The organism is Actinoplanes sp. NBRC 103695, assembly GCF_030269485.1.
Classification (GTDB): Bacteria; Actinomycetota; Actinomycetes; order Mycobacteriales; family Micromonosporaceae; genus Actinoplanes.
This window is the reverse complement of the sequence record NZ_BSTL01000007.1, coordinates 177,519-200,834: the sequence shown is the minus strand read 5'-3', so window position 1 is coordinate 200,834 and position 23,316 is coordinate 177,519. Positions and strand designations below refer to the sequence as shown.

Below are 23,316 nucleotides of genomic sequence, written 5' to 3'. Positions count from 1 at the left end.
GGTCTTCCTCCTCGGGGCGGCGCGGTCGCGCCGACGGAATAAGCCGGACGGGATTAGTCAGCGCAGGCGGAGCCGACTCACGACGGCGCCGGCGAGCCGGCGCGGTGTCACACGGTTGACCACGATGCGTAGCTGGCCGTCACGGTTCGTATCCGGGGCCACTGACCACAACCGCAGTCCACGCCGGTGCAGGATACGCGCCAGCGGTTTGCCCTTGCCGCTGACGGTGACCGGAAGGCTGTGGAATTCACCACCGAGCGTACGCACGAAGCGCAGTGGCCGTTTCTTGCGTCCGACATCCTCCGCGATCACGTCGTGCAGCACGAAGTCGGCGCGGACCGTGCCGTCGGGGCGGATCTCGGTCTGCGCGGCCACGTGGTCGCCGGCGAAGACCCGGGGGCGCGGCTCGTCGGTGCGGTTCAGGTCGGTCAGCGAGCTGCGCCACTCGACGACCAGCGACCGCTGCCCGGCGGCGTTGCGTCCCCACCTGACGGTGGCCGGGGTGGCCTGGTGCACCGGTGGCGCCAGGGTGGCGGTGGCGTCGTACCACTCGTCGGGGAACGCCCGCTCGGGGTCGCGGAAGAACGGGTAGCCCAGGTAGTGCCGGCCGTCCTCGACGATCACCGGCTTCTTCTTGTGTTTCAGGTGGTGCCGGAGCACGGTGATCAGGTCGTCCAGCGTGCCGAACTGGGCGACGCTGACGAGCAGCCGCCGGTGCGCCTCGAGGCTGCTGCGCACGTCGTCGGTCAGGTAGGTCTCGGCCAGCTTCTTGATGCCGTCCTGGACCCGGCTCTGCTCGGCCCGGATCGAGTCGAGGAACCGCTGGTTGAGGACCTTGGTGACCTCCCACGTGAAGTGCCGGTGCAGCACCCGGTGGCGGGCGGCGTCGTCCGGTATCAGGTCGGCGGCCAGGTCCATCAGGACGGCGGTGTCGCTGAGCAGGTCGTGCAGCGGGGTGCCGTAGGTGATGTTGCTGGAGTCGGTCCGGCGTACGGCGAAATAGAACTTGTAGTCGGAGCGCACCGCCACCCGCCGGGCCTTGACCACCGCCTGGATGGTGAAGGGCTGGTCGCTCTGCGACCGCAGCTGCTCCGGGTAGCGGATGTGGTGCTCCTCCAGCAGCGACCGGCGGAAGAGCTTGGTGTTGGACAGCGCGAACGGCAGCGCCGAGTTGGTCAGCGTGATGTCGTCGCGGTCGCCCGGGTCGAAGATCAGCTGGCTGACGAAGCGGCCGCCGGCGCCGACCAACCGGCCGAGCACGACGTCCGCCTCGAGCTCGTCGGCGGCGCGCACCAGCCGTTCCAGCGCTTCCGGTCCGAGGTGGTCGTCGGCGCCGATGAAGAACACGTAACGGCCGGTGGCCTGGTCCAGGGCGCGGTTGCTGGGCGCGGCGGGGCCGCCCGAGTTCGCCTGGTGGATGACCTTGATCGTCGCGGGGTGGCGGCTCTGCCAGCGGTCCAGTTCGGCGCCGCTGCCGTCGGTGGAGCCGTCGTCCACCGCGATCACCTCGAGCCGGTCGAGGCCGATCGTCTGAGAGACCAGCGACGTCAGCGTCTCGGCGAGGTAGGGCATCGTGTTGTAGACGGCGACGATCACCGTCACGTCGGGCACGGGCGCGCTCACGACTCGGCGCGGCCGGCCGGCTCGGGCATCGCCATGTCGGTGCCGACCGTGATCGACGGGTACTTCCGGGCCAGGCCCCAGCCGATGGTCACCCCGGCCGGGCCGATCACGACCACCCGGCGGGTGCGCTCGATGTCCAGGTCGGGAAGCACCTGGCGGCGGGCGATGCGCCACAGGATGCGTGGCCGGACCACCGAGTAGTAGGGGTTGTAGATCCGCCGGTTGATGCGGTCGGCGACGGCCCGGTGCCCGCGCTGCGCGAAGATCGCCAGCGCTTCCGGCATCGGGCTCGGGACGCTGCGGGTCCGCGCCCGGACGAAGCCCAGGGCCCAGCGCGGCAGCGAGGTGACCGCGGCCCGCTCCAGGCGGCGGGTGAAGCGGCGTTCCTCGACCTCGCCGATCAGATGCACCCGGACACCCTCGTCCGCGGCGAACCGGTCCCAGTGACTGCGGTCGAGCGCGATCAGGTCGACGCCGTAGCCGCGCTCGCGGACGCCGGCGACGTAGCGTCGCGCGGACTGCAGGGAGGGCGGGCTGATCGCCACCACCGCGATCCGCTCCGCGTCGGCGGCCGGCGCGGGTGCGACGTCGTCCGCCTCGGCCTGCCGCGCGACCGGCACGGGCGGCCCGGTCAGCACCTCGCGGTAGACCTCACGCAGCTGCGCGCCGACCGCTTCGCGGCCGTAGCGCTCGCGGAGCCGGCGCCGGGCCTCGGGCAGGTCCAGGCCGTCCCACGAGTCCAGGAGTTTCCGGTACGCCTTGACGATCTCGTTCGGATCGTCGGTGACCTCGAACAACTGACCGGCGACGTGATCGAGCCCCTGCAGCGTCTCGGCCGGTCCCTTGCTGCGGGCGGCCAGCACCGGGGTCTCGGTGGCGATCGCCTCGATCAGCGTCATCCCGAAGGTCTCCGAGGTGCTGGCGTGGGTCAGCACGTCGTGCTCGTGCAGCAGCCCGGCGACCTCCTCAGGCCGGACCGGGGGCCGCTGCGAGACCCGGGCGCCGAGGCCGAGCTCCTTGATCCTCTTGCGCAGCGTCGACTCCAGCTTGCCGTTCCCGACCAGGGTCAGCGTCACCCGGTCGTCCTCGGCGGCGACCTTGGCGAACGCCTCCAGCAGCGTGTGTACGCCCTTGTGTTCGAGCATCCGGCCGACGTAGAGCCAGCGCAGCGGCGCGGACGGGGGCGCCGGGCGGACGGCGAACCGGTCGAAGTCCACCGGGTTCGGGACGATCTGGAGCTTGCCCTCGTGCATCGGGAACTTCTCCACGATCTGGTCGAGCAGCGCCCGGCCGACGCAGAGCACCCGGTCGGCCCGGTCGAGCATCTCGCCGTACGCCACCCGCGACGCCCGGTGCTCGAAGATCTGGTCCAGGAACGTGGCGTGCTCGGTGACGACGATCTTGGCGTCGTCCCGGGCCAGCGCCGCGGCCACCACGCCCGCGTAGTGACCGGTGTGCGCGTGGATGACCGGCGCCTCGATCCGCCCGGTGGGCAGCGCCGCCGCCAGCCGCTCGACCTGCGCCTGTCCCCACAGCCCCCAGTTGCCGCTGGTCTGCTGCGGCACGACGACCCGGGTGAGCTCGCCCTCCGGGGTGTCCTCGACCACGAAGCCGGGCTGCCTCTCGAGCTCACGCTCGAGGGCCACGCCGATCAGCTTCCCGGTCACACCCTTGGGCGAGTAGAACCAGTTCTCGGCGTGCAGGGTGGCGATCGTGCCCGCCTCCTTGCCCACCGCGTCGGTGGTCGCCTGGACGAACGCACCGGCGAACGGGTCGTCCGGCGACGGGTACCAGGGGGTGACCACGGCCACGTCGGCGGCCGACGGCTTGCGCGCCGGGTCGGCGGCGACGTCGGTGCGCACCTCGAGCCGGGGGAAACGCCGCCGGGCGGCATCCGCGATCGGCGCCGACTCCGGATCGGTGGTGAGCAGCAGGCCGGCGTCGGCCAGGGGGCCACGCCGGGCGAGCAGCAGCTTGCGCGCCGCCCGCAGCGCCTTGCCCGGATCGCCGGAACCGACCTTACGGACAGTTACCCCAGGGATCTCGATGTCGGACCACTCGGGCCGGTCGGCCACCACCAGAAGCACCGTCCGGCCGTCGGCCGCCAGGTCGGCGGCAAGGGTCCGAGCGGCCCGGATCCGGCGCGCGCCCAACGCGACGTGAACGACCGGGGAAGAGGGGGTGGTCAACGGAACTCCTTCGCGTGAACGGTGCCGGTTGCGGCCCGACAACCCTCGCCAAGCGGTACGGCGGCTAACAGTATGGTGCCCTCTCCAGCGCGACGCCGCTCCTCCGGTACCCCCGCCGGGCCGGGGCTGCGAATGGAGGGATGCCGCATTCACGTATCGTGTTCAGCGGCCGAGACATCTTCCCACCCCGCGCAAACGACGAGCCGAGGAGCATATTTCGTGAAGGTCCTGAGTGTCGTGGGCGCCCGCCCACAGCTCGTCAAGCTCGCGCCGATCGCGGCCGCTTTCGCCGAGACCGAGCACCAGCACGTCATCGTGCACACCGGCCAGCACTACGACGCGGACCTCTCCGACGTGTTCTTCACCGGGCTCGGCATCCCGGACCCGGACGTGCACCTGGGTGTCGGCTCCGGCAGCCACGGCGTGCAGACCGGCTCGGTGCTCAGCGCGATGGACCCGGTGCTCGAGCGGGAGCAGCCCGACTGGGTGCTGGTCTACGGCGACACGAACTCCACCCTGGCCGGCGCGGTGGCCGCGGTGAAACAGCACATCCGGGTCGCGCATCTGGAGGCCGGGCTGCGCTCGTTCAACCGGCGGATGCCCGAGGAGCACAACCGGGTGCTCACCGACCACGCCGCCGACCTGCTGCTCTGCCCCACCGAGGAGGCCATGCGGCACGTCGCCAACGAGGGCCTGGCCGAGCGTTCGGTGCTGGTCGGCGACGTGATGGTGGACGTCTGCATGAAGGTTCGGGACGACGTCCTGGCCGGCGCCGGGATCCGCCCCGAGCTGCCCGCCGGCATCGACCCGGACCAGCCCTACCTGCTGGCCACGCTGCACCGCGCGGAGAACACCGACGACCCGGAGCGGCTGGCCGGCATGCTCGAGGCGCTGGCCTCGCTGCCGGTGCCGGTCGCCCTGCTCGCCCACCCGCGGCTGGTGTCCCGGGCGGAGAAGTTCGGCCTCAAGCTCACCCAGGGCGCGCTGCACTCCGGCCGCCCCCTGCCGTACGCCGGGATGGTCGCCGCCGTGCTCGGCTCGGCCGGCGTGGTCACCGACTCCGGTGGTCTGCAGAAGGAGGCCTACCTGCTGGGCCGCCCGTGCACGACGCTGCGTCCGGAGACCGAGTGGCCCGAGACGCTCGTCGACGGGTGGAACCACCTGGTGCCGGAGCCGCAGTCGTTCGCGGACTTCACCTCGCTGGCGACCCGGGCCGCCCCGGCCGCCGAGCGTGGCGCTCCGTACGGTGACGGCCAGGCGGCGCGGAGAGTCGTCGACGTCCTCGGCAAGAGCTGACGGGGCCTTCCGTGACCAACCACCCCTCAAAGGTCGCGGTCGTGACGCCTTGGTACCCGACCGCGCAGCACCCCTTCCGCGGCGCGTTCGTGCAGGCCATGGTCGATGCGACCGGCCCCGGCACGGACATGAGTGTCTTCCACTGCGAGGAGTGGGGGCACCGGCAGCCGGCCGCGCCGATCGAGTCCGCGTACGCGAAACTCCTGGCCCGCACCCACCACCCGCTGCGTTTCGTGCCGACCGCGGGCGGCGCGCGGGTGACCCAGCTCCCGGTCCCGCTGTCGGTGACGCCGCGCTACGCCGAGGTGGCCAAGAGGCACGCCGAGGTGCTGGGGCAGGCGCTTCAGGGCAAGCCGATGCCGTTCGACATCGTGCACGCCCACGTCGGCCTCTCCGGCGGCTGGGGCGCGCTGGCCAACGTCGGCCCGGACACCCCGGTGCACGTCACCGAGCACGCCTCGTTCCTGGGCAAGCTGCTGGACCAGCCGGACGCCCGGGAGATGTACGACGAGCTGCTGCACCGCGTGGCCGGCTTCTACGCGGTCGGCGAGCGGGTCAGCCGGCCGCTGATCGACGCGTTCCCGCACCACAAGGACCGCATCGAGCTGATCACCAACCCGGTCTCCTTCGAATATGAGCGGCCGGTCCCGGTCACCGAGCTGCGCCGCTGGCTGTACGTCGGCACGCTGTCCCAGCTCAAGGGCGTGAACTGGCTGCTCGAGGCGTTCGCCCGGTGCCACGCCGAGGACCCGGCGCTGACCCTGACGCTGGTCGGTGACGGCCCGCTGCACGCCGAGCTGGTGGAGCGGGCGGCGGCGCTGGGCGTGAGCGAGGCGGTGACGTTCGCCGGGGTGCAGCCGCCGGACCGCGCGCTGCTGCTCTTCCGGGAGCACGACCTGCTGGTGCACGCGAGCCGGTTCGAAACCTTCGGGATGACCATCGTGGAGGCTTCCGCGGCCGGCCTGCCGGTGCTGGTCACCAGGTGCGGTGGCCCGCAGGAGTCGCTGGCCGGGATCGAGTCCGACGCCGGCGAGATGGTCGAGGTCGAGGAGGGCAGCGACGCCCTGGTGGACGGCTACCGCCGCCTGCGCGACCGGTTCCCCGACGGACTGGACCTGGCCCGGGCGCGGCGCGTGCTGGACGACCGGTACGGCTACGCCACCACCGCCCGCGAGCATCACCGAGTGTGGTTCGGAGAAGACCGTGGGTGAACACGTGGTGATCCTCGCCGAGGGCGGGCAGCGCAAGCGCGCGGCCGCCACCGACGCCGAGCGGGTCGTCGCCGACGGCAACGAGGCGACGCTGGTGCTCCGGCAGAGGTCGAAATGGCTCGACGAGCCGATCTCCGACCGCGTCCGGGTGGTCGACCTGCACGATCTGGAGAAGCAGGAACGCTGGATGCCGGTCGAGTGGCTGCTGCTCGTGCGCGTCCCCCGGTTCGCGTTCAAGGTCGTCGGGGTGGGTCCGATCAAGGGCTTCTCTCAGCGCGCCTCCAGCGCGTGGCGCCGGCGGGTGGCCAATCCCCTGCACCGGCGCGTGTTCCTGCCGATGGTCCGGCGACGTGCGGGGTCGCGTCCCGAGTCGCTGATGGAGCGTGGCATCGGCGCGCGTACCGTCGTCGACGTTCTGCTCATCACCGACCCCGGGTCGATGCCGACCGCGGCCGACTTTCTCGAGCACCACGATGTGCCGCGCGTGGCGTACAGCCTGGACCATGCCGAGGCGACCGCGATTGGAGAGCGATGACCACCCCGGATGAGACCGGTCGCCCGCGAGTCCTCTATCTCTCGTTCTACTTCCCGCCCTCGCGCGCCAGCGGCGTCTACCGCGCCCGCGCCACCGCCAACCACCTGGTGGCCAGCGGCTGGGACGTGACCGTGTTCGCGGCGCCGCTGTCGTTCCTGTACGAGGCGATCGGCTCGGTCGACGAGAAACTGGCCGAGACCATCGACCCGCGCGTGCATGTCGAGCGCCCGCACCTCAACCAGTTCGTCTGGCAGCACGACATCCGCCGGTTCAGCCGGTTCCGCCGGCAGGCGCCGCTGCTCGCGGTGAACCTCTACAACAAGACGCACAAGCTGTTCCCCGAGCACTACCACTCGTGGGGCATGGCGTCGGTGGCCAAGGCGCTGCGCATGCACATGCGCCGCAAGTTCGACGTGGTCGTGGCGACCGGCAACCCGTTCGCGTCGTTCGCGGCCGCCTACCTGTTCCACCGGCTGACCGGTGTTCCGTACGTCGTGGACTACCGCGACGCCTGGACCCTGGACCTGTTCAAGGACAAGCCGCTCTACCCGGAGGGCCACGTGGCGTGGTCCTGGGAGAAGCGCGTGCTGCACAAGGCCTCGGCCGCGGTGTTCGTGAACGAGGCGCTGCGCAAGTGGCACCAGGACCGCTACCCGTCCGACGCCGGCAAGATGATGATCGTGCCCAACGGCTGGGACCCGGACGTGCTGGAGGAGGGCGCGCCGCCGCACAAGACGACGCGGCCGCTGCAGTACACCTACGTCGGCACGGTGACGCCGGTCCAGCCGGTGCGGGAGATGGTCGAGGCCTTCGAGACCGCGCGGGCCCACCCCCTGCTGTCCGACGCGACCCTCAACATCTACGGCCACCTCGGGTTCTTCCGCGGCAGCCAGGTCGGCATGCGCCACCTGCTGAACATCGACGACGACGACCGGGTCGGCAGCGAGAACAGCGGCATCATCTACCGCGGCCCGGTGTCCAAGACCGAGGTGGCACACACGTACGCCGAGAGCGACGTGCTCGTCTTCCTGGCCGGCGGCGCCAAGTACGTCACCTCCGGCAAGATCTTCGAGTACATGGCGAACGGCAAGCCGATCGTCTCGGTGCACGCCCCGGGCATCGCGGCCGCCGAGGTGCTGGCCGGCTATCCACTGTGGTTCAACGCGGACAGCCTCGACCCGGTCGACGTGGCCCAGGCCATGATCGCCGCGGGCAAGGCCGCCGAGGACCTGACCCCGGAGACTCGCGCCGCCGCGATCGCGCACGCCGAGAAGTACACACGGAACCGCGTGCTGGAGCCGTTCGAGGAGCGGCTCCGCACGATCATCGCGAAGAAGGACTAGTCCAAACACGACCTAGTCAAAGAAGCCGGCCAGGACCTGCGCGGTCCGGCGTCCATCGTGGAACTCGCGGGCGAACAGCGCCGAGTCCATGCCGATCTTCACCGTCCGCGAGGGGTCGTCGATCAGCGACTCCAGGGTCTCCGCGAGAGACTCCGGAGTCGTGTTCACGATCGGTGGCATCACCCCGGCTGCGGCGTGCACGCGCTCGTCCAGACAGCCGAGCACCGGGCGCCCGGCCGCCATCGCCTCCACCGCGAACGTGCCGTAACTGCCCACGGCGAACTGGTCCACCACGATGTCGCAGGTCTTGATCATCTCCTGCATGGCGGGCCAGCTGACCCCCTCGGCCACGACCAGCTCGATCGCGCCTCGGGCGTGCAGGCCCTCCAGGACGGGCAGGATGCGCTCGGTGCCCTTCGTCCAGCGCTGCGACGGGCCGTGCAGCACCCGCGGATGCACCCGTTCCAGGATCGGTGAGTCGCTCGCCCACGCGTCCACGTCGACCACCAGCGGCGCCCAGGCCGCGCCGGGCAGGTCGTCGAGCAGGTCGGGCGTGGTGACGAAGAGCGGCAGCCCGCTCTCCTCGGCGATCCGCCTGTTCCGGTCGGCGCGGATCGTGTAGCGGTTGATCAGGCGTTCCGGCGCGTCCCGGAACAGCGAGAACTCGTGCCGCCGCAGGTGCCGCCCGGGATGCCGGATCTCGCTGCCGTGCGCCAGCAGAGCCACCGCGATCCCGGCCCGGCGCAGCGCGGGCAGATCACCCTCGATGGTCTCGCCGTTCAGGTGGCCGAACACCGGCAGGAACGCGTCCACGATCAGGTGCGTGTACCGCTCGACGATCCGCCTCGTCTGCTCCAGCTGCACCGCCAGCTCGTCCTGCCGGTCGGTCTCCAGGTAGACGTCGGCCGGGAAGAGCATCGTGTGCCGGTCGTGTCGCATGAAGACCTCGGCGGAGACGTCCGGGAGATCACGGCAGATCGCCTGCGCGAAGGTGGCCATCTGACCCGCGTAGTTCGCCGGGCCCAGGCCGAGCCGCACCCGGGTGGCCGGGCTGAGCGGGCGCCAGTGCGGCAGCGCGCCGCCCTCGCCGACGACCGGCTTGGGCGCGGTGGTCTCGTGCACCGACCAGGACACCGCCGGCCGCGGCGCCTCGGGAACGCGCGGGGAGATCCGGGCGTACAGGTCGATCAGGCCGGCGACCTGGTGCTCCCACGAGAGCTCGGCCAGCAACGGTTCGGCGATGTGGGCGGCGAGTTCGGTTCGAGAGACCAATGCTTTGCGTACGGCCTGAGCGAACGTCACCGGATCGTCGGCGACGAACACCTCGCCCACCCCGTGCCGGCGGACGAACTCGCCCAGCGTCCGCACGTCGCTGGCCACCACCGGCAGCCGCGCGTGCAGGTACTCGGCGAGTTTGGTGGGCAGCGAGAGCTCGTAGTTCAGGGTCCGCTGCGAGCAGATCAGGCCGAGGTCCGCAGTGGACAGATAGTCCGGCACGGCATGCTGCGGCACGTAGGGCACCACGTGCACGCGGTCCGCGACGCCGAGGTCGTCCGCCCGCTCCAGCAGCCGTCGCCGCTCCGGGGTGTCCCGGCCGGAGACGACGGCCAGGTGCACGCCGGGCAGGTCGGGCAGCGCGGTCACGGCCGTACCGAGCCCGCGCTCGGGCGCCAGCCAGCCGGAGTAGACCAGCAGCGGCACGTCATCGGCCAGCCCGCAGTTCGCGCGTACCGAAGGCATCGGGTCGGTGGCGCCGACCGCCTCGCCGATCGGGGTGTTGCGCACCACCAGCGGCGTCTCCGGCAGCCGGTAGTCCTCGCGGAGCATCTCCGCGATCTCCGGCGAGACGGTCACCACCGCGTCGGCCCGGCGGATGAACGCCCGCTCCACGGTCCGGTAGGCGCGGCTCTCCGCCGGCTTCCAGGAGTCGATGCCGGGCACGTACTCGTGCGCGTCGTACAGCCACGCGACCCGGTCGCCGCGCGCCCGCATCCGGGCCACGCTCAGCGCCGCCGTGTGGATCATGGTGATGTCGTTGGCGTGGACCAGATCCGGCCGGAGTTCCTCGATCACCGGACCGAAGGCGAGGTCCAGGTCGGCCAGCGGCGGCCAGTCCCGCCGCCAGTTCCCGGTCGGCCGCCCCGGTTGCCGCTGCTCCCAGCGGAAGGCCCGTACCCGCAGGTGGTGCACCGCCCGGCGGCCCCGGACCATCGCGCCGAGGGCCTTGCTGAGTGGCCGGCCGACCGCCGCGGCGGGGCCCTCGACCGTACGCAGGCGCCCGATCCGGGCGGTGTTGCGGCGAAGCCAGACCTGGTGCGCCGCGCGGACCCCGGCCAGGCCCTCCTGGTTGGGGATGCCGGTCTGGGTGAGCAGCCGGCGGACCGGGTGCCCCTTGCTGCGGGCGGCGAAGACGGCCGGCACCGGCACCCGGATCACCCGGACCGGGCCCATCACCGTCTCGCGCCGCTTGCCGTCACGCCCGCCCGCACCGAGCAGCGTCACCCGCCACCCGGCGCGAGCCGCGGCGATCGCCGTCTTCTGCACCCGGGAGTCGCCCGTGATTCCGTTGGCGACGATCACCACGACATGTGGTGCGGTAACCGAGGAGTCCACCAACGCACCTCCGCGCTCGGGGCTGCCGAACGCTGAGGTGCGTCAGATCGCTACCTCGCGCGCACCGCCACGGTGGCGCCGTCGACAGCCGATTGGAGAACGGCTTCGGCGACCTCGACGGTACGCATTCCCTGTCGCAACGTGACGATGTCGCTGTCTTTTCCCTCTACCGCGTCACGGAAGCGCTCGTGCTCGACGAGCAGCGGCTCGCGTTTCGGGATCGCGAAGCGGACCATGTCGCCCTCGGAGACGCCCCGGAACGCCCGGATGGCCTCCCACTCGGTGCTGGTCGCGCCGTTGGCGAAGAAGGTGAGGTCGGCGGTGAGCGTGTCGGCGATGAAGCTGCCCCGCTCGCCGGTGATCACAGTGGACCTCTCCTTGAACGGGCTGAGCCAGTTCACCAGGTGGGTCGCCATCAGGCCGTCGCCGAGCGAGGCGACCGCGGAGACCATGTCCTCGTGCGGCCGGCCGCTGCGCGACACCGTACGAGCCGAAACGTTCTCGTAGTCCCGGCCGGTGACCCACGCGGTCAGGTCGATGTCGTGCGTGGCCAGGTCCATCACCACGCCGACGTCGGCGATCCGGCCCGGGAACGGGCCCTGCCGCCGGGTGACGATCTGGTAGATGTCGCCCAGCTCACCGGCCTCCAAGCGGGTACGCAGGCTCTGCAGCGACGGGTTGTACCGCTCGATGTGACCGACCGCGCCGACCAGACCGGCCTGCTCGAACGCGTCGGCCAGCTTGCCGGCCGACACCACCGAGGGCGCCAGCGGCTTCTCGATCAGCGCGTGCACGCCGGCGGCGGCCAGGCGCAGACCGACCTCCTCGTGCAGGGCGGTCGGGCAGGCCACGACCGCGTAGTCCAGGTGCAGCGCGAGCAGCTGGTCCAGGTCGGGCACCACCGGCACGCCGGCCGGGCCGGTCGCGCCCGGCGCCGGGTCCATGATGCCGACCAGCTGCACGCCGTCCAGCAGGTTGAGGACGCGGGCGTGGTTGCGTCCCATCGCGCCCAGGCCGATCAGGCCGGCGCGGAGTCCCGTCGAGGCGCTCATGCCCGCGCCGCCACGGTGTTGACGCCCTCGACGATCCGGTCCAGCTGCTCCTGCGTCAGGCTGGGGTGGATCGGCAGCGAGACGACCTCGGCCGCGGCCTTCTCGGTCTCCGGCAGCTTCCAGTCGCCGACATTTCCGTCTTTGTCAAGGAACGGCTTCAGCCGGTGGATCGGGATCGGGTAGTAGACCGCGTTGCCGATGCCGAGATCCTTGAGACCGGCCTGGAACGCGTCCCGGTCGCCCTGCACCCGGATCGTGTACTGGTGGTAGACGTGCTTGGCGCCCTCGGCGACCGGCGGCACGACGACACCCTGGAGGTTGGCGTCCAGGTAGGCGGCGTTGGCCCGGCGCTTCTCGGTCCAGCCGGCCAGCTTGCCCAGCTGCACCCGGCCGATCGCGGCGGCCACGTCGGTGAGCCGCGTGTTCGTGCCGACGACCTCGTTCTGGTAGCGCGCCTCCATGCCCTGGTTGCGCAGCAGACGCAGGGTACGGGCCCGCTCGGCGTCGGCGGTGGTGATCATGCCGCCCTCGAGCGAGTGCATGTTCTTGGTCGGGTAGAAGCTGAAGCAGCCTGCCGCGCCGAAGCTGCCCACCTTCCGGCCGTTCAGCTCGGCGGCGTGCGCCTGGGCCGCGTCCTCCACGATGGCCAGCCCGTGCTGCTCGGCCAGCGGGACCAGGCGGTCCATGGCGGCCGGGTGGCCGTACAGGTGGACCGGCATGATCGCGACCGTGCGCGGGGTGATCGCGGCGGCGACCGCGTCCGGGTCGACGTTGAACGAGCCGGGCTCGATGTCCACGAAGATCGGCTCGGCGCCGACCAGGCGCACCGCGTTGGCGGTGGCGGCGAACGAGAAGGACGGCACGATGACCTCGTCGCCCGGACCGAAGCCGAGCGCGAGCAGCGACAGGTGCAGGGCGGACGTGCCGGAGTTCACGGCCACGCAGTGCACGTCACCGGCGACAGGGCTGAACTCCTGCTCGAACGCGGCCACCTCCGGCCCCTGCACGACCATGCCACTGCGCAGCACGCGGACGGCGGCCTCGATCTCGGCGTCGCCGATCTCCGGTCGGGCGGGTGGGATGGCGTCCTGGGGCCCGGACATGGGGCGTCCTCCTGATGACTATCGGTATACGCGGGCGGCGGGAACAGTACCTCATCCCACCTTGGCGATGGCCTATGGTGACGCTGGTGCAAGCGGTACTCGCCACCCTGGGCTATCTGTTGTCGCCGGATCAACGGAGCGTGTTGATGATTCGTCGTGACGCTCGCCCGGACGACGTCCACTTCGGCTATTACAACGGTCTCGGCGGAAAAGTGGAAATGGACGAGGACGTCGCCGCCGGGATGCGCCGCGAGATCCGCGAGGAGGCGGGCCTCGGATGTGACGTACTCGACTTCGCCGGAACGATCTCCTGGCCAGGCTTCGGCCGGGACGGCGCCAACTGGTTCGGGTTCCTCTTCCGCATCCCGTCCTGGACCGGCGAGCCGAAGGTCGCGAACGACGAGGGCAGCCTGCATTGGGTACCGGTCGAGGACGTGCTGGCCGGGCGGGTGCCGATGTGGGAGTCGGACCGGCACTTCCTGCCCCTGGTATTCGCTTCGGCGCCCCGGCCGTTCCACGGGATCATGCCGTTCCAGGACGGAAAGGCCGTCTCGTGGTCGTACTCCACTGTTTAGAAACCTGGTGTTTCTGAAGAATTCAGAATCTCGGCATGCCGCCGAACTGACGGTCGCCGGCGTCGCCGAGCCCCGGGACGATGTACTTCTTCTCGTTCAGGCCCTGATCGATGGACGCCGTGATCAGCCGCAGCGGCAGCCCCGACTCCTCGAGCTTGGCGATGCCCTCCGGGGCGGCCAGCACGCAGCAGATGATGATGTCGTCGCAGCCGCGATCGGCGAGGAGCCGGCAGCAGTGCACCAGCGAGCCGCCGGTGGCCAGCATCGGGTCGAGGACCAGCGCGGGCAGGCCGCCCATGTCGCCGGGCAGCGACTCCATGTAGGCCCGCGGCTCGAAGGTCTCCTCGTCCCGGGCGAGGCCGACGAAGCCCATCGACGACTCGGGCAGCAGCGCCAGCGCGGCGTCGGCCATGCCCAGGCCGGCGCGCAGCACCGGGACGATCAGCGGCGGCTTGGCCAGCCTCGCACCCTCGGTCGGCGCCACCGGGGTGCTGATCGAGTACTTCTCGACCGCGAAGGAGCGCGCCGCTTCGTACACCAGCATGGTCGTCAGCTCGTGCAGCGCGGCGCGGAACGCGCCGCTGTCGGTCTCCTCCGCCCGCATCGCGGTGAGTCTCGACTGCGCCAGCGGATGATCAACGACAAGTACGTCCACGGCGATCAAAGTACATGCTTTCTACCGGCGCCTGGTCCTTCGGACGGCGCGGAGAACCCGAGCGCAACCTGCGCTTGTCAAGATCAACTGTCACACCCGCGCGTAGAATCCGTCTCATGACTGCCACGCTCCACCCACCCGCGTCATTACGCTCCGTTATGCACGGTTTGCCCGGCGTGGACAAGGTCGGAGTCGAGGCACGCGCGGCCGCCCTGAGCACCCGGTCGATCAAGACCACCAGCAAGGCCGCCGCGATCGACCTGGCCATCCGCATGGTCGACCTGACCACGCTCGAGGGCGCCGACACCACCGGCAAGGTCCGCGCGCTGGCCGCCAAGGCGCTGCGACCCGACCCGGCCGACCCGAGCTGCCCACCGGTCGCCGCGGTCTGCGTCTACCCCGCCATGGTCCCGGCCGTCGCCGAGGTGCTCCGCGGCTCCGGCGTGCACCTCGCGAGCGTGGCGACCGCCTTCCCGTCCGGCCAGGCGCCGCTCGAGGTCAAACTCGCCGACACCCGGGACGCGGTGGCCGCCGGCGCCGACGAGATCGACATGGTGATCAGCCGGGGCGCCTTCCTCTCCGGCGACTACCGGCACGTCTACGACGAGATCGTGGCGGTCAAGGAGGCGTGCGGCCCGGCGCATCTCAAGGTCATCCTGGAGACCGGCGAGCTGGGCACCTACGACAACGTCCGGCGCGCGTCCTGGCTGGCCATGTGGGCCGGCGCCGACTTCATCAAGACCTCCACCGGCAAGGTCCCGGTGGCCGCCACCCTCCCGGTCACGCTGGTCATGCTGGAGGCGGTGCGCGACTTCCGGGCACAGACCGGGCGGCAGGTCGGCGTCAAGCCCGCCGGCGGCATCCGCACCACCAAGGACGCCATCAAATACCTGGTCACGGTCGCCGAGACCGCCGGCGACGACTGGCTCAGCCCGGACTGGTTCCGGTTCGGCGCGTCGTCGCTGCTCAACGACCTGCTGATGCAGCGCACCAAGCTCACGACCGGCCACTACGCCGGCCCCGACTACTTCACGCTGGACTGAGCATGTCCTTCCTCGATTACGCCCCCGCCCCCGAGTCCCGCTCGGTCGTCACCATCGAGTCGTCCTACGGCCTGTTCATCGACGGCGAGTTCGGACCCGGCAAGGCCACCTTCAAGACGATCAACCCGGCCGACGAGCAGACGCTGGCCGAGGTCGCCCTGGCCGGCTCGGAGGACGTCGACCGGGCCGTCGCGGCCGCCCGGCGCGCGTTCCCGGCCTGGTCCGGCCTGCCCGGCGCCGAGCGCGCCAAGTACCTCTTCCGGATCGCCCGGATCATCCAGGAGCGCTCGCGCGAGCTGGCGGTGCTCGAGTCGCTGGACAACGGCAAGCCGATCAAGGAGTCACGCGACGTCGACCTCCCGCTGGTCGCGGCGCACTTCTTCTACTACGCGGGCTGGGCCGACAAGCTGGAGTACGCGGGGTTCGGCCCGGCGCCGCGCCCGCTCGGGGTGGCCGGCCAGGTGATCCCGTGGAACTTCCCGCTGCTCATGCTGGCGTGGAAGATCGCACCCGCGCTGGCCACCGGCAACACCGTGGTGCTCAAGCCCGCCGAGACCACCCCGCTGTCCGCGCTGTTCTTCGCCGACGTCTGCCGCCAGGCCGAGCTCCCCGCCGGGGTGGTGAACATCGTCACCGGCGCCGGCGACACCGGCCGCTACCTGGTCGAACACCCGGACGTGAACAAGGTCGCCTTCACCGGCTCCACCGACGTCGGCCGGCAGATCGCCCGCGCGGTGGCCGGCACCGGCAAGAGACTCACCCTCGAGCTGGGCGGCAAGGCGGCCAACATCGTCTTCGACGACGCGGCGATCGACCAGGCCGTCGAGGGCATCGTCAACGGCATCTTCTTCAACCAGGGCCACGTCTGCTGCGCCGGGTCGCGGCTGCTGGTGCAGGAGTCGATCGCCGAGGAGTTGCTCGACTCGCTGAAACGCCGGATGGCGACGCTGCGGGTCGGTGATCCGCTGGACAAGAACACCGATGTCGGCGCCATCAACTCGGCCGCCCAGCTGGCCCGCATCACCGAGCTGACCGAGGCCGGCGACGCCGAGGGCGCCGAGCGCTGGTCGCCGCCGTGCGAGCTGCCCGGCCAGGGCTTCTGGTTCGCGCCGACGATCTTCACCGGGGTCACCCAGGCGCACCGGATCGCCCGCGAGGAGATCTTCGGGCCGGTGCTGTCGGTGCTGACCTTCCGCACCCCGGCCGAGGCGATCGAGAAGGCCAACAACACGCCGTACGGGCTGTCCGCCGGCATCTGGAGCGAGAAGGGCTCGCGGATCCTCGCCGTGGCCGACAAGCTCCGGGCCGGCGTGGTGTGGGCCAACACGTTCAACAAGTTCGACCCGACCTCGCCGTTCGGCGGCTTCAAGGAGTCCGGCTACGGCCGGGAGGGCGGCCGGCACGGCTTGGAGGCCTACCTTGTCTGAGCGTCTGAAGGTCCGGAAGACCTACAAGCTCTACATCGGGGGCAAGTTCCCGCGCAGCGAGTCAGGACGGACCGATCTCGTGGACGGCGACAACGTGGCCCGTGCCTCCCGCAAGGACGCCCGCGACGCGGTGGTCGCCGCCCGCAAGGCACAGCCGGGCTGGGCCGGGGCGACCGCGTACAACCGGGGTCAGATCCTCTATCGCGCGGCCGAGATGCTCGAAGCGCGGCGGGCCGAGTTCAAGCACCTCGGCGTCTCCGGCGAGGAAGTCAGCGCGAGCACCGACCGGCTGGTCTGGTACGCCGGCTGGGCCGACAAGCTCGCTCAGGTCACCGGCAACGCCAACCCGGTGGCCGGCCCGTTCTTCAACCTGTCGGCGCCGGAGCCCACCGGCGTGGTCGGGGTGATCGCCCCGCCGTCCCTGCTCGGCCTGGTCAGCGTCGTCGCACCGGCGATCGTCACCGGTAACACCGTGGTCGTGATCAGCACCGGGCCCCAGGTGGCCATCACCCTCGCCGAGACCTGGGCCACTTCCGACCTGCCGGGCGGAGTGGTGAACATTCTCACCGGTGATCCGGCCGAGGTCGCGCCGTGGCTGGCGTCGCACGACGACGTGAACGCGCTCGATCTGACCGCCGTCGCCGACGCCGCCTTGGCCGCCGACCTGGAACGGGAAGCCGCCGGAACCCTCAAGCGGGTGCTGCGACCGGCGGGCGCCGAGGCGGACTTCACCACCGACCCCGGCCTGCGCCCGATGACCGCTCTGCTCGAGACCAAGACGGTCTGGCACCCCAAGGGGTTCTGAGCACAGCTCGACCCTCTATTGTCTGTGTGCGCAGAGTCACCCCGAACGTCCGTCCGAAAGATCACCGGAGGTCACCGTGGCCACCCAGTCCGACGAGTCCGAGGCCGTGACCGGCCTGTCCGGGCGCGAGTTGTGGGACGAGGTTCGCATCTCCCCCGTGGAGATCGCGATGCCCGGTGGCGTGGGGCTGACCCTGCGGGCATACCGCAAGTCGTCCGAGCTGACGCCGACCGAGATCCAGACCGACGAGGACGACCCCTTCGAGGCCCGCGAGCGGGCCGCCGCCGAGGCTCGCGCCGCGGAGGACGACGAGGAAGAGGTCATCGTCGACGAGGAGTTCCAGGCGCTTCTCGCCGAGGACGACGACAAGGCGAAGAAGAGCGGCGACGACACCGCCGATGAGCCGGACCCGGCCGACTTCGAGGACGAGGCCGAGGACGAGCCGGAGGACGAGGAGGTGCCCGTCTTCCTCAGTCACCGTGGCCGGTTGCTCACCTTCAAGACGCCCGAGTCGCTGGTCAGCTTCATTCGTTCGGGTGCCCCGCACGATATGGCCCAGTTGGACAGCTGGAGCACTGTTGCCGAACGGGTAGAGTCGACCGACGTCGACCCGCAGCCGGATGACCGGTACGAACTTGACCTCGTCGTGGAGAATCTTCGCGGAGGGCACGACACGTGGGACCTGCCGCTCTTGATCGCGGCGGGCGAGGTGGCCCGTGACCTGGGTCATGCCCTCCGGCTCAAGACGGTGATCCTGGCATTGGCGCCCGGTTCGCCGCTGGACGACCTCGATGAGTCTCTGCGAAAGGCGGAGACCGGCGGTATGGGTGGCTACTTCGGCCGCCGCAGACTGAAGAAAATCGGGGCACAACAGGCAAGTCTCGGCTGGCGCTCGATCATCGGGAAGATCTCTGCCGCTGTGGACTGGCGCGACTGACCCCTTACCAGGGACCATCAGTCTTTGGCACACGACAGCAGTAAATGAGGATCGTTCGCGACGGTGGAGATCTCCGCAGCACTCAGGCGGCCCTGAGACTCACGGTTCGTCGCGAACGACCCTCACCGGGGAGGAGGACGACGCCGTGGCGCTCGTGCGCGTGTACTGCGGTCTGGCGTCGGCTGATGAATCGGTGCGTGCGGGCTCTTCCGCGCTGCTGACCATCGCCGTGGTGGACGACGCGGGACGGCTGCTCGGCGTCCATGAGATCAGCGACGACCCGTCGGGCTATGCCCAGCTGGGGACGCTGCTCGTGGAGCGGACAACCGGGTTCGGCGAGGTCGCCGTCGCCGCGGACAGCGACGACCACATGGTGACGTCGCTCCTCACCGCCGCCGGGCGCCCGCTGGTCGTGACCGACGACGACGCCACCGACGACTACGCCGAGCGTTTCGCCGACGACGACTCGATCGACGAGATGCAGGCCTCGACGGCCGCCCGCCGGGCTGTCGGCCTGGCCCGGGCGATGCAGGCCGGCGCGATCGCCGCCGCCACCGTCCCCGCGCCCCGAGAGCTGATCAGCTACAAGCCGATACTGGCTGCGCACGTCGCCATGCTGACCGGACGGCACGCCGCCTCGACCGCCCTGCGTGAGGTGCTGCGCGAGCTCTACCCGGCGGCGCTGCGGGCGTACCCCGACCCGGCGCACCCGCTGGCCATGGCCGTGCTGGACGCCCTTCCCGAGCCCGGTCGCCTCGGCGGCCGTGGTGGCGACACCGAGCAGACCGCCATGGAGGTGGTCGCCGAGCTCGCCCGCGCCGGCGCCGGCACCGACGACCAGGTCACCGCCGCGGTCACCGCGCTCGTGGTGGCCATCAACGAGTCACCCCGCCGGGGCGGCGTCAACAAGTCGCTGGCCCCCTCCGCGGCCGACACCGTGCGCCAGGCGATCGGCGCGGTCCGCGCCTCCGACAGCGCCTGCGAGTCGCTGATCGGCACCCTCGCCGCCCGGGTCACCGCACCCGCGAGCAGTTCCGGCCGCCGGTCCGCCGGCGCCCGCCGCGCCGCCGAGCCCGCCGCGGCGGCACTGCGCCCGTCCGACACCGGCACCCGGCTGCCCCGCCGCGGGCGTCCCGAACCGGCCGCCGGCAACTCCCCGGCCATGCCGCGCCCGCTCACCGCCCCGCCGGTCGCACCCGACCCGATCGGTCCGCCGCCGATGGCGCCCGCGCCGCTGGCCGGCCGCCCGACCGCGCCGATGCCGGCCGCCGCGAGCCTCCCGCCGCAGCAGTCCCCGGGCAACCGCCCGGTGTCGGTGCCGCCGCCCCCGCCCGGGATGACCCCGATCACGCCCGGCGCCCGGCCGGTCTCGCCGGCCGACTCCGGCCGCGAGTTCCGGCCCACGCTGACCGACGCGGCGATGACCAAGGCCCGCGCCGAGCGTCAGCGCAGCGTGATCCCGCCGCGGCCGAACACGCGCGGTGGCGCCAACGGGGCCACCGACTACTCGCTGCCGATGCCCGCACAGCCGCGTGCCGAGACGCCCCGCGCCGAGACACCCCCGCCGGGCTCCCGCGCCAACTGGCCGCTGATGAACTCCAGCGACGACAACGCCGTGCAGCCGCCGGCCGCCTCCGCCGGTAACGGCAATGGCAACGGTGACGGCCGGGTCCGCCCGCCCTGGCAGGACATGCCCAAGGAGCCTCCGGCGCTGCGCCTGGTGGAGTCCCTGGGCGGCCTGGCGAACGTGCCCGCCGACGTCACCGCGGTCACCGAACCGCCGCGGCTGAGCCTGGTCGACACCCCGGCTGCCCGCGCCAACGGCACCAGCAACGGCCGGGGCCCCCGCCGGACCACGCTGACCGCGCTCGACCGCAGCCTCACCCCGCCGGTGCCCGACGAGGGCGACGGCGACCTGCTGATCTTCGCGGCGGCCCGCTCGGCCTGGTTCACCGGCCACGACGAGGACACCGCCGACAACCTGGACTGGACGAACCCGAACGACACCGGCTGGAAGGCCGCGGCCAAGGCCGCAACTCCCGCGGTGGCGTCGCAGACGTCGGCCGGCCTGCCCAAGCGGGTGCCGCAGGCCAACCTGGTGCCGGGTTCGCCCCTGCGCGAGGAGCAGCCGGCCCGCATCGTCCGCGACGCGGCGTCGATCGCGGCGCACACCACTGGCTACTTCCGCGGCTGGCGCCGGGGTCAGGAGATCGGCGGGTACGCGATCGGCGGCCGGCCCGGACGCGAGTCCGCCGGTGGCTGGGACTTCTCCCGCGACGGCCAGCCCGCCGACGACTACCGCAACAGCGCCGGCTACCGCGCTTAGGGCTTGCCCGACCGGTCGACGTCCGCACCCCACAGGACCGCTTTGCCTTCGGCCGCGGCGATCCTGGCCACGGTACGGACGAAGGACATGCTGACGGCCCGCCAGTCCTGGTTTCCCATGGCCGTCATCGAGTCCCGCCAGCGGGCGCGCATGGCTTCGAAGGTCGGCGCGTACCGCGGCAGGTCCAGCCGATCGAGACGCTCGGCGAGCTCGGCGGTCTCGGCCGGTGTCAGCCAGCCCCGGATCCCCGACGTCCTCTCGAACACGTAGCCGATCACCCCGCCCCGACGTCCCAGCGCGGCCAGCAGCGCCCGCAGAGGGTCGTCCGCCGGCACCGCCAGGCGGTCCAGCACCGGGGTGTAGAAGTCCGGCGTGACCGACCGCCCGAGGAACTGCCCGTCACCCAGGCAGCGGTCCTCGACCACGTCCTGCACCAGGAAGGTGACGACCTCCTGACCATCACCTTGGAACGGGCACTTGAACCGCTCCGGGCAGGTGACGGAGGTGCAGGTGAGCATCGGGCGCGCAGCCGCGCCGGCCTCGGCCAGGTCCGTACGCATCCGCAGGTCGTCACCCAGCCAGGTGCAGTGCCGCGCCAGGTCGACCGGCTCGTCCCGCAGACGCGCGCCCACCCGCCGTCGTTCGGAGAGACTCTCGCCGGAGTCACCGGCGTCCAGCAGCCACGACGGCGCCTCGCCGGTGCGCAGCCAGGCGACCACCGCCGGCACGACCTCGCCGTTGTACCGGTCGTAGTCGAGGATGATCAGTTTGGCGTCGGAGCCCATGGGCGCTGAGGATCCCGGCGAGATCCGCCCCGCGCAAGGCGAAATCGGCTGGCGCGGCCCTCCCGGTGGATGCCAGCATCGACGCATGCGTACCGGCCTGATGACGCGCCCCGACAAGGGGCTCTTCGGCGTGCGCTGACACCACCCGACCAGACCCCGTCGCCGGGGTCCCGGTCTGATCTTCCGTGACCTGCTCCGCCGACGGCCGACACCCGCGGAGAAGATCATGACCCTGCTGTACGTGACGACGGCCATCCCGTACGTCAACGCCGCCCCGCATCTGGGCCACGCCCTCGAACTCGTCCAGGCCGACGTGCTGGCCCGGCACGCCCGCCTGCGCGGCCGCCCGACCCGCTTCCTCACCGGCACCGACGACAACGCGTTCAAGAACGTGACCGCCGCCCGGGCCGCCGGAGTGCCGGTGGCCGAGTTCGTCGCCCGCAACGCCGAGCGCTTCCGGGGGCTGCGCGGGCCGTTGTCGCTGTCCTTCGACGACTTCATCCGTACCGGAACCGACCCACGCCACCGCGCCGGAGTGGCCGCCCTGTGGCGTGCCTGCGCCGAGAGGGGCGATTTCTACCGGCGGGAGTACCACGGGCTGTATTGCGGCGGTTGTGAGCAGTTCTGGGCCGCCGCGGAGCTGACCGACGGGCAGTGTCCGGAGCACGGGGTCGTCCCCGAGCCGGTGACCGAGCGGAACTGGTTCTTCCGGCTCTCCCGCTACCAGGATCAGATCCTCGACCTGCTGGAGTCCGGAACCCTGCGGGTGGAGCCGGAGGCCCGTCGCCAGGAGGTGCTCGCGTTCGTCCGGGCGGGCTTGAACGACTTCAGCGTCTCCCGCCCCGCGGCCCGGGCGGGCGGCTGGGGCATCCCGGTGCCCGGCGACCCCGGCCAGGTCATCTACGTCTGGTGGGACGCCCTGGCCAACTATGTGACCGCGCTGGAGGGCGCCGACTACGACCGCTGGTGGGCAGCCCCCGGCGATCGCACCCACATCATCGGCAAGGGCATCACCCGCTTCCACGCGGTCTACTGGCCGGCCCTGCTCCTCTCGGCCGGCCGCCCCCTCCCCAGCCGCATCCTGGTCCACGACCATTTGACGGTCGACGGCGCCAAGCTCTCCAAGTCCAGCGGCAACACGGTCGACCCGGTAGCCCTGGCCGCCCGCTACGGCACCGACGCCCTGCGCTGGTGGCTCCTCAGCGAGGTGGCCCCCTTGGGCGACACCGACTTCACCGAGTCCCGCCTGATCCGCCGTGCCGACCAGGACCTGGCCCACGGCCTCGGCAACCTGGTCAACCGCACGCTGACCCTCGCGCATCGACACCGCAAAAGCCACATCACGGGTACGCCCGAACCGTTGTCCCCCACTTTGCCGGCCATCATCGACAGCGCCGTGGCGGCCTTCAACCTCCGCGCCGCCACGGCCGCCATCCGCGAAGCCGTGTCAGCCGCCAACCGCTACATCGACCACCGTCGCCCCTGGGAACTCCCACCGTCCTTCGACACCACCGTGGCCACCCTGGTGGACACCTGCCGCCGCATCACCACCGAGCTGGCCCCGTTCCTGCCCGACGCCGCCGCCCGCCTCACACCCCAGCTGGGCGCCGGCCCTCACGTAGGCACCCCCACTCCCGCCTTCCGCAAACTCGCCCGCCCAGCCACCACCCGCTGACCACCACACCAGCCCCCGGGCAAGCGGTGGAGCCGGCCAGCCTTCACCAGGCACAAGCCCGAGCCGACCAGCCCCCCGCAGCGCACAGCACCAAGCCGGCCAGCCTCGGCGCCCATGAGCAAA

General features: G+C 71.5%; 18 protein-coding genes. 11 read left to right on the top strand and 7 right to left on the bottom strand.

Going from position 1 to position 23,316, the window contains the following annotated elements:
* Positions 1 to 57: 57 nt before the first annotated feature.
* Positions 58 to 1,623 carry a glycosyltransferase gene (locus QSK31_RS14215; RefSeq protein WP_285684175.1) on the bottom strand — a complete coding sequence of 522 codons (1,566 nt, stop codon included), beginning with the start codon at positions 1,621 to 1,623 and terminating at the stop codon, positions 58 to 60.
* Complete coding sequence (locus QSK31_RS14210) at positions 1,620 to 3,812, bottom strand: glycosyltransferase (protein ID WP_285684173.1); 2,193 nt, start codon at positions 3,810 to 3,812, stop codon at positions 1,620 to 1,622. Before QSK31_RS14210 ends, QSK31_RS14215 begins: the two co-directional genes overlap by 4 nt.
* A 219-nt stretch (positions 3,813 to 4,031) precedes the next feature.
* Here QSK31_RS14210 and wecB point away from each other — a divergent pair, with 219 nt between their 5' ends.
* Genes wecB through QSK31_RS14190 form a run of 4 tightly spaced genes read left to right on the top strand, consistent with a single transcriptional unit; the run spans position 4,032 to position 8,197 of the window.
* Positions 4,032 to 5,108, top strand: coding sequence for a non-hydrolyzing UDP-N-acetylglucosamine 2-epimerase (gene wecB / locus QSK31_RS14205; RefSeq protein WP_285684171.1), 1,077 nt, complete (start codon positions 4,032 to 4,034; stop codon positions 5,106 to 5,108).
* A gap of 41 nt (positions 5,109 to 5,149) precedes the next feature.
* The gene (locus QSK31_RS14200; RefSeq protein WP_285684169.1) at positions 5,150 to 6,319 is read left to right on the top strand and encodes a glycosyltransferase family 4 protein; all 1,170 of its coding nucleotides are present in this window, start codon (positions 5,150 to 5,152) and stop codon (positions 6,317 to 6,319) included.
* The gene (locus QSK31_RS14195; RefSeq protein ID WP_285684168.1) at positions 6,312 to 6,854 is read left to right on the top strand and encodes a hypothetical protein; all 543 of its coding nucleotides are present in this window, start codon (positions 6,312 to 6,314) and stop codon (positions 6,852 to 6,854) included. Before QSK31_RS14200 ends, QSK31_RS14195 begins: the two co-directional genes overlap by 8 nt.
* Positions 6,851 to 8,197 carry a glycosyltransferase gene (locus QSK31_RS14190; protein WP_285684167.1) on the top strand — a complete coding sequence of 449 codons (1,347 nt, stop codon included), beginning with the start codon at positions 6,851 to 6,853 and terminating at the stop codon, positions 8,195 to 8,197. Before QSK31_RS14195 ends, QSK31_RS14190 begins: the two co-directional genes overlap by 4 nt.
* Positions 8,198 to 8,209: 12 nt before the next feature.
* On the opposite strand, the gene QSK31_RS14185 is transcribed toward QSK31_RS14190, so the two are convergent.
* Genes QSK31_RS14185 through QSK31_RS14175 form a run of 3 tightly spaced genes read right to left on the bottom strand, consistent with a single transcriptional unit; the run spans position 8,210 to position 12,965 of the window.
* The gene (locus QSK31_RS14185) at positions 8,210 to 10,810 is read right to left on the bottom strand and encodes a glycosyltransferase (RefSeq protein ID WP_285684166.1); all 2,601 of its coding nucleotides are present in this window, start codon (positions 10,808 to 10,810) and stop codon (positions 8,210 to 8,212) included.
* 50 nt (positions 10,811 to 10,860) lie between these two features.
* The gene (locus QSK31_RS14180; protein WP_285684165.1) at positions 10,861 to 11,862 is read right to left on the bottom strand and encodes a Gfo/Idh/MocA family protein; all 1,002 of its coding nucleotides are present in this window, start codon (positions 11,860 to 11,862) and stop codon (positions 10,861 to 10,863) included.
* Positions 11,859 to 12,965, bottom strand: coding sequence for a DegT/DnrJ/EryC1/StrS family aminotransferase (locus QSK31_RS14175; RefSeq protein WP_285684163.1), 1,107 nt, complete (start codon positions 12,963 to 12,965; stop codon positions 11,859 to 11,861). Before QSK31_RS14175 ends, QSK31_RS14180 begins: the two co-directional genes overlap by 4 nt.
* 74 nt (positions 12,966 to 13,039) lie before the next feature.
* Here QSK31_RS14175 and QSK31_RS14170 point away from each other — a divergent pair, with 74 nt between their 5' ends.
* Positions 13,040 to 13,540 (top strand): NUDIX hydrolase, encoded by a 501-nt coding sequence (locus QSK31_RS14170; protein ID WP_285684162.1) that lies wholly within the window; start codon positions 13,040 to 13,042, stop codon positions 13,538 to 13,540.
* A gap of 22 nt (positions 13,541 to 13,562) precedes the next feature.
* On the opposite strand, the gene upp is transcribed toward QSK31_RS14170, so the two are convergent.
* A complete protein-coding gene (upp, locus tag QSK31_RS14165; protein ID WP_285684161.1) occupies positions 13,563 to 14,195 on the bottom strand; it encodes a uracil phosphoribosyltransferase in 633 nt (210 codons plus the stop codon).
* Between the two features lie 116 nt (positions 14,196 to 14,311).
* Between upp and deoC the strand changes: the two genes are divergently transcribed.
* The 5 genes from deoC (at position 14,312) to QSK31_RS14140 (ending at position 20,733) form a co-directional block, all read left to right on the top strand.
* Complete coding sequence (gene deoC / locus QSK31_RS14160; RefSeq protein WP_285684160.1) at positions 14,312 to 15,238, top strand: deoxyribose-phosphate aldolase; 927 nt, start codon at positions 14,312 to 14,314, stop codon at positions 15,236 to 15,238.
* Positions 15,239 to 15,240: 2 nt separating this feature from the next.
* Positions 15,241 to 16,665, top strand: coding sequence for an aldehyde dehydrogenase family protein (locus QSK31_RS14155; RefSeq protein ID WP_285684159.1), 1,425 nt, complete (start codon positions 15,241 to 15,243; stop codon positions 16,663 to 16,665).
* Positions 16,658 to 17,470, top strand: a complete 813-nt coding sequence (locus tag QSK31_RS14150) for an aldehyde dehydrogenase family protein (protein ID WP_285684158.1) — start codon at positions 16,658 to 16,660, stop codon at positions 17,468 to 17,470. The genes QSK31_RS14155 and QSK31_RS14150 overlap by 8 nt, the downstream gene beginning before the upstream one ends.
* Positions 17,471 to 17,492: 22 nt before the next feature.
* Complete coding sequence (locus QSK31_RS14145) at positions 17,493 to 18,407, top strand: SatS C-terminal domain-containing protein (protein ID WP_502872960.1); 915 nt, start codon at positions 17,493 to 17,495, stop codon at positions 18,405 to 18,407.
* 145 nt (positions 18,408 to 18,552) lie between these two features.
* On the top strand, positions 18,553 to 20,733 hold the full coding sequence (locus QSK31_RS14140; RefSeq protein WP_285684156.1) for a transposase: 2,181 nt from the start codon (positions 18,553 to 18,555) through the stop codon (positions 20,731 to 20,733).
* Here the strand turns inward: QSK31_RS14140 and QSK31_RS14135 are convergent.
* Entirely contained in the window at positions 20,730 to 21,518 is a 789-nt protein-coding gene (locus QSK31_RS14135; RefSeq protein ID WP_285684155.1) for a hypothetical protein, read from the bottom strand. The genes QSK31_RS14140 and QSK31_RS14135 overlap by 4 nt on opposite strands.
* Before the next feature lie 226 nt (positions 21,519 to 21,744).
* Between QSK31_RS14135 and QSK31_RS14130 the strand changes: the two genes are divergently transcribed.
* Complete coding sequence (locus QSK31_RS14130; RefSeq protein ID WP_285684152.1) at positions 21,745 to 23,193, top strand: methionine--tRNA ligase; 1,449 nt, start codon at positions 21,745 to 21,747, stop codon at positions 23,191 to 23,193.
* Positions 23,194 to 23,316: the final 123 nt, after the last annotated feature.

Excerpts from the sequence above, each read along its gene's own strand:
- QSK31_RS14190 (WP_285684167.1), top strand. The coding sequence starts at position 6,851 with ATGACCACCCCGGATGAGACCGGTCGCCCGCGAGTCCTCTATCTCTCG.
- QSK31_RS14155 (WP_285684159.1), top strand. The coding sequence starts at position 15,241 with ATGTCCTTCCTCGATTACGCCCCCGCCCCCGAGTCCCGCTCGGTCGTC.
- QSK31_RS14180 (WP_285684165.1), bottom strand. The coding sequence starts at position 11,862 with ATGAGCGCCTCGACGGGACTCCGCGCCGGCCTGATCGGCCTGGGCGCG.
- QSK31_RS14130 (WP_285684152.1), top strand. The coding sequence starts at position 21,745 with ATGACCCTGCTGTACGTGACGACGGCCATCCCGTACGTCAACGCCGCC.
- deoC (WP_285684160.1), top strand. The coding sequence starts at position 14,312 with ATGACTGCCACGCTCCACCCACCCGCGTCATTACGCTCCGTTATGCAC.
- QSK31_RS14170 (WP_285684162.1), top strand. The coding sequence starts at position 13,040 with ATGGTGACGCTGGTGCAAGCGGTACTCGCCACCCTGGGCTATCTGTTG.
- QSK31_RS14135 (WP_285684155.1), bottom strand. The coding sequence starts at position 21,518 with ATGGGCTCCGACGCCAAACTGATCATCCTCGACTACGACCGGTACAAC.
- QSK31_RS14175 (WP_285684163.1), bottom strand. The coding sequence starts at position 12,965 with ATGTCCGGGCCCCAGGACGCCATCCCACCCGCCCGACCGGAGATCGGC.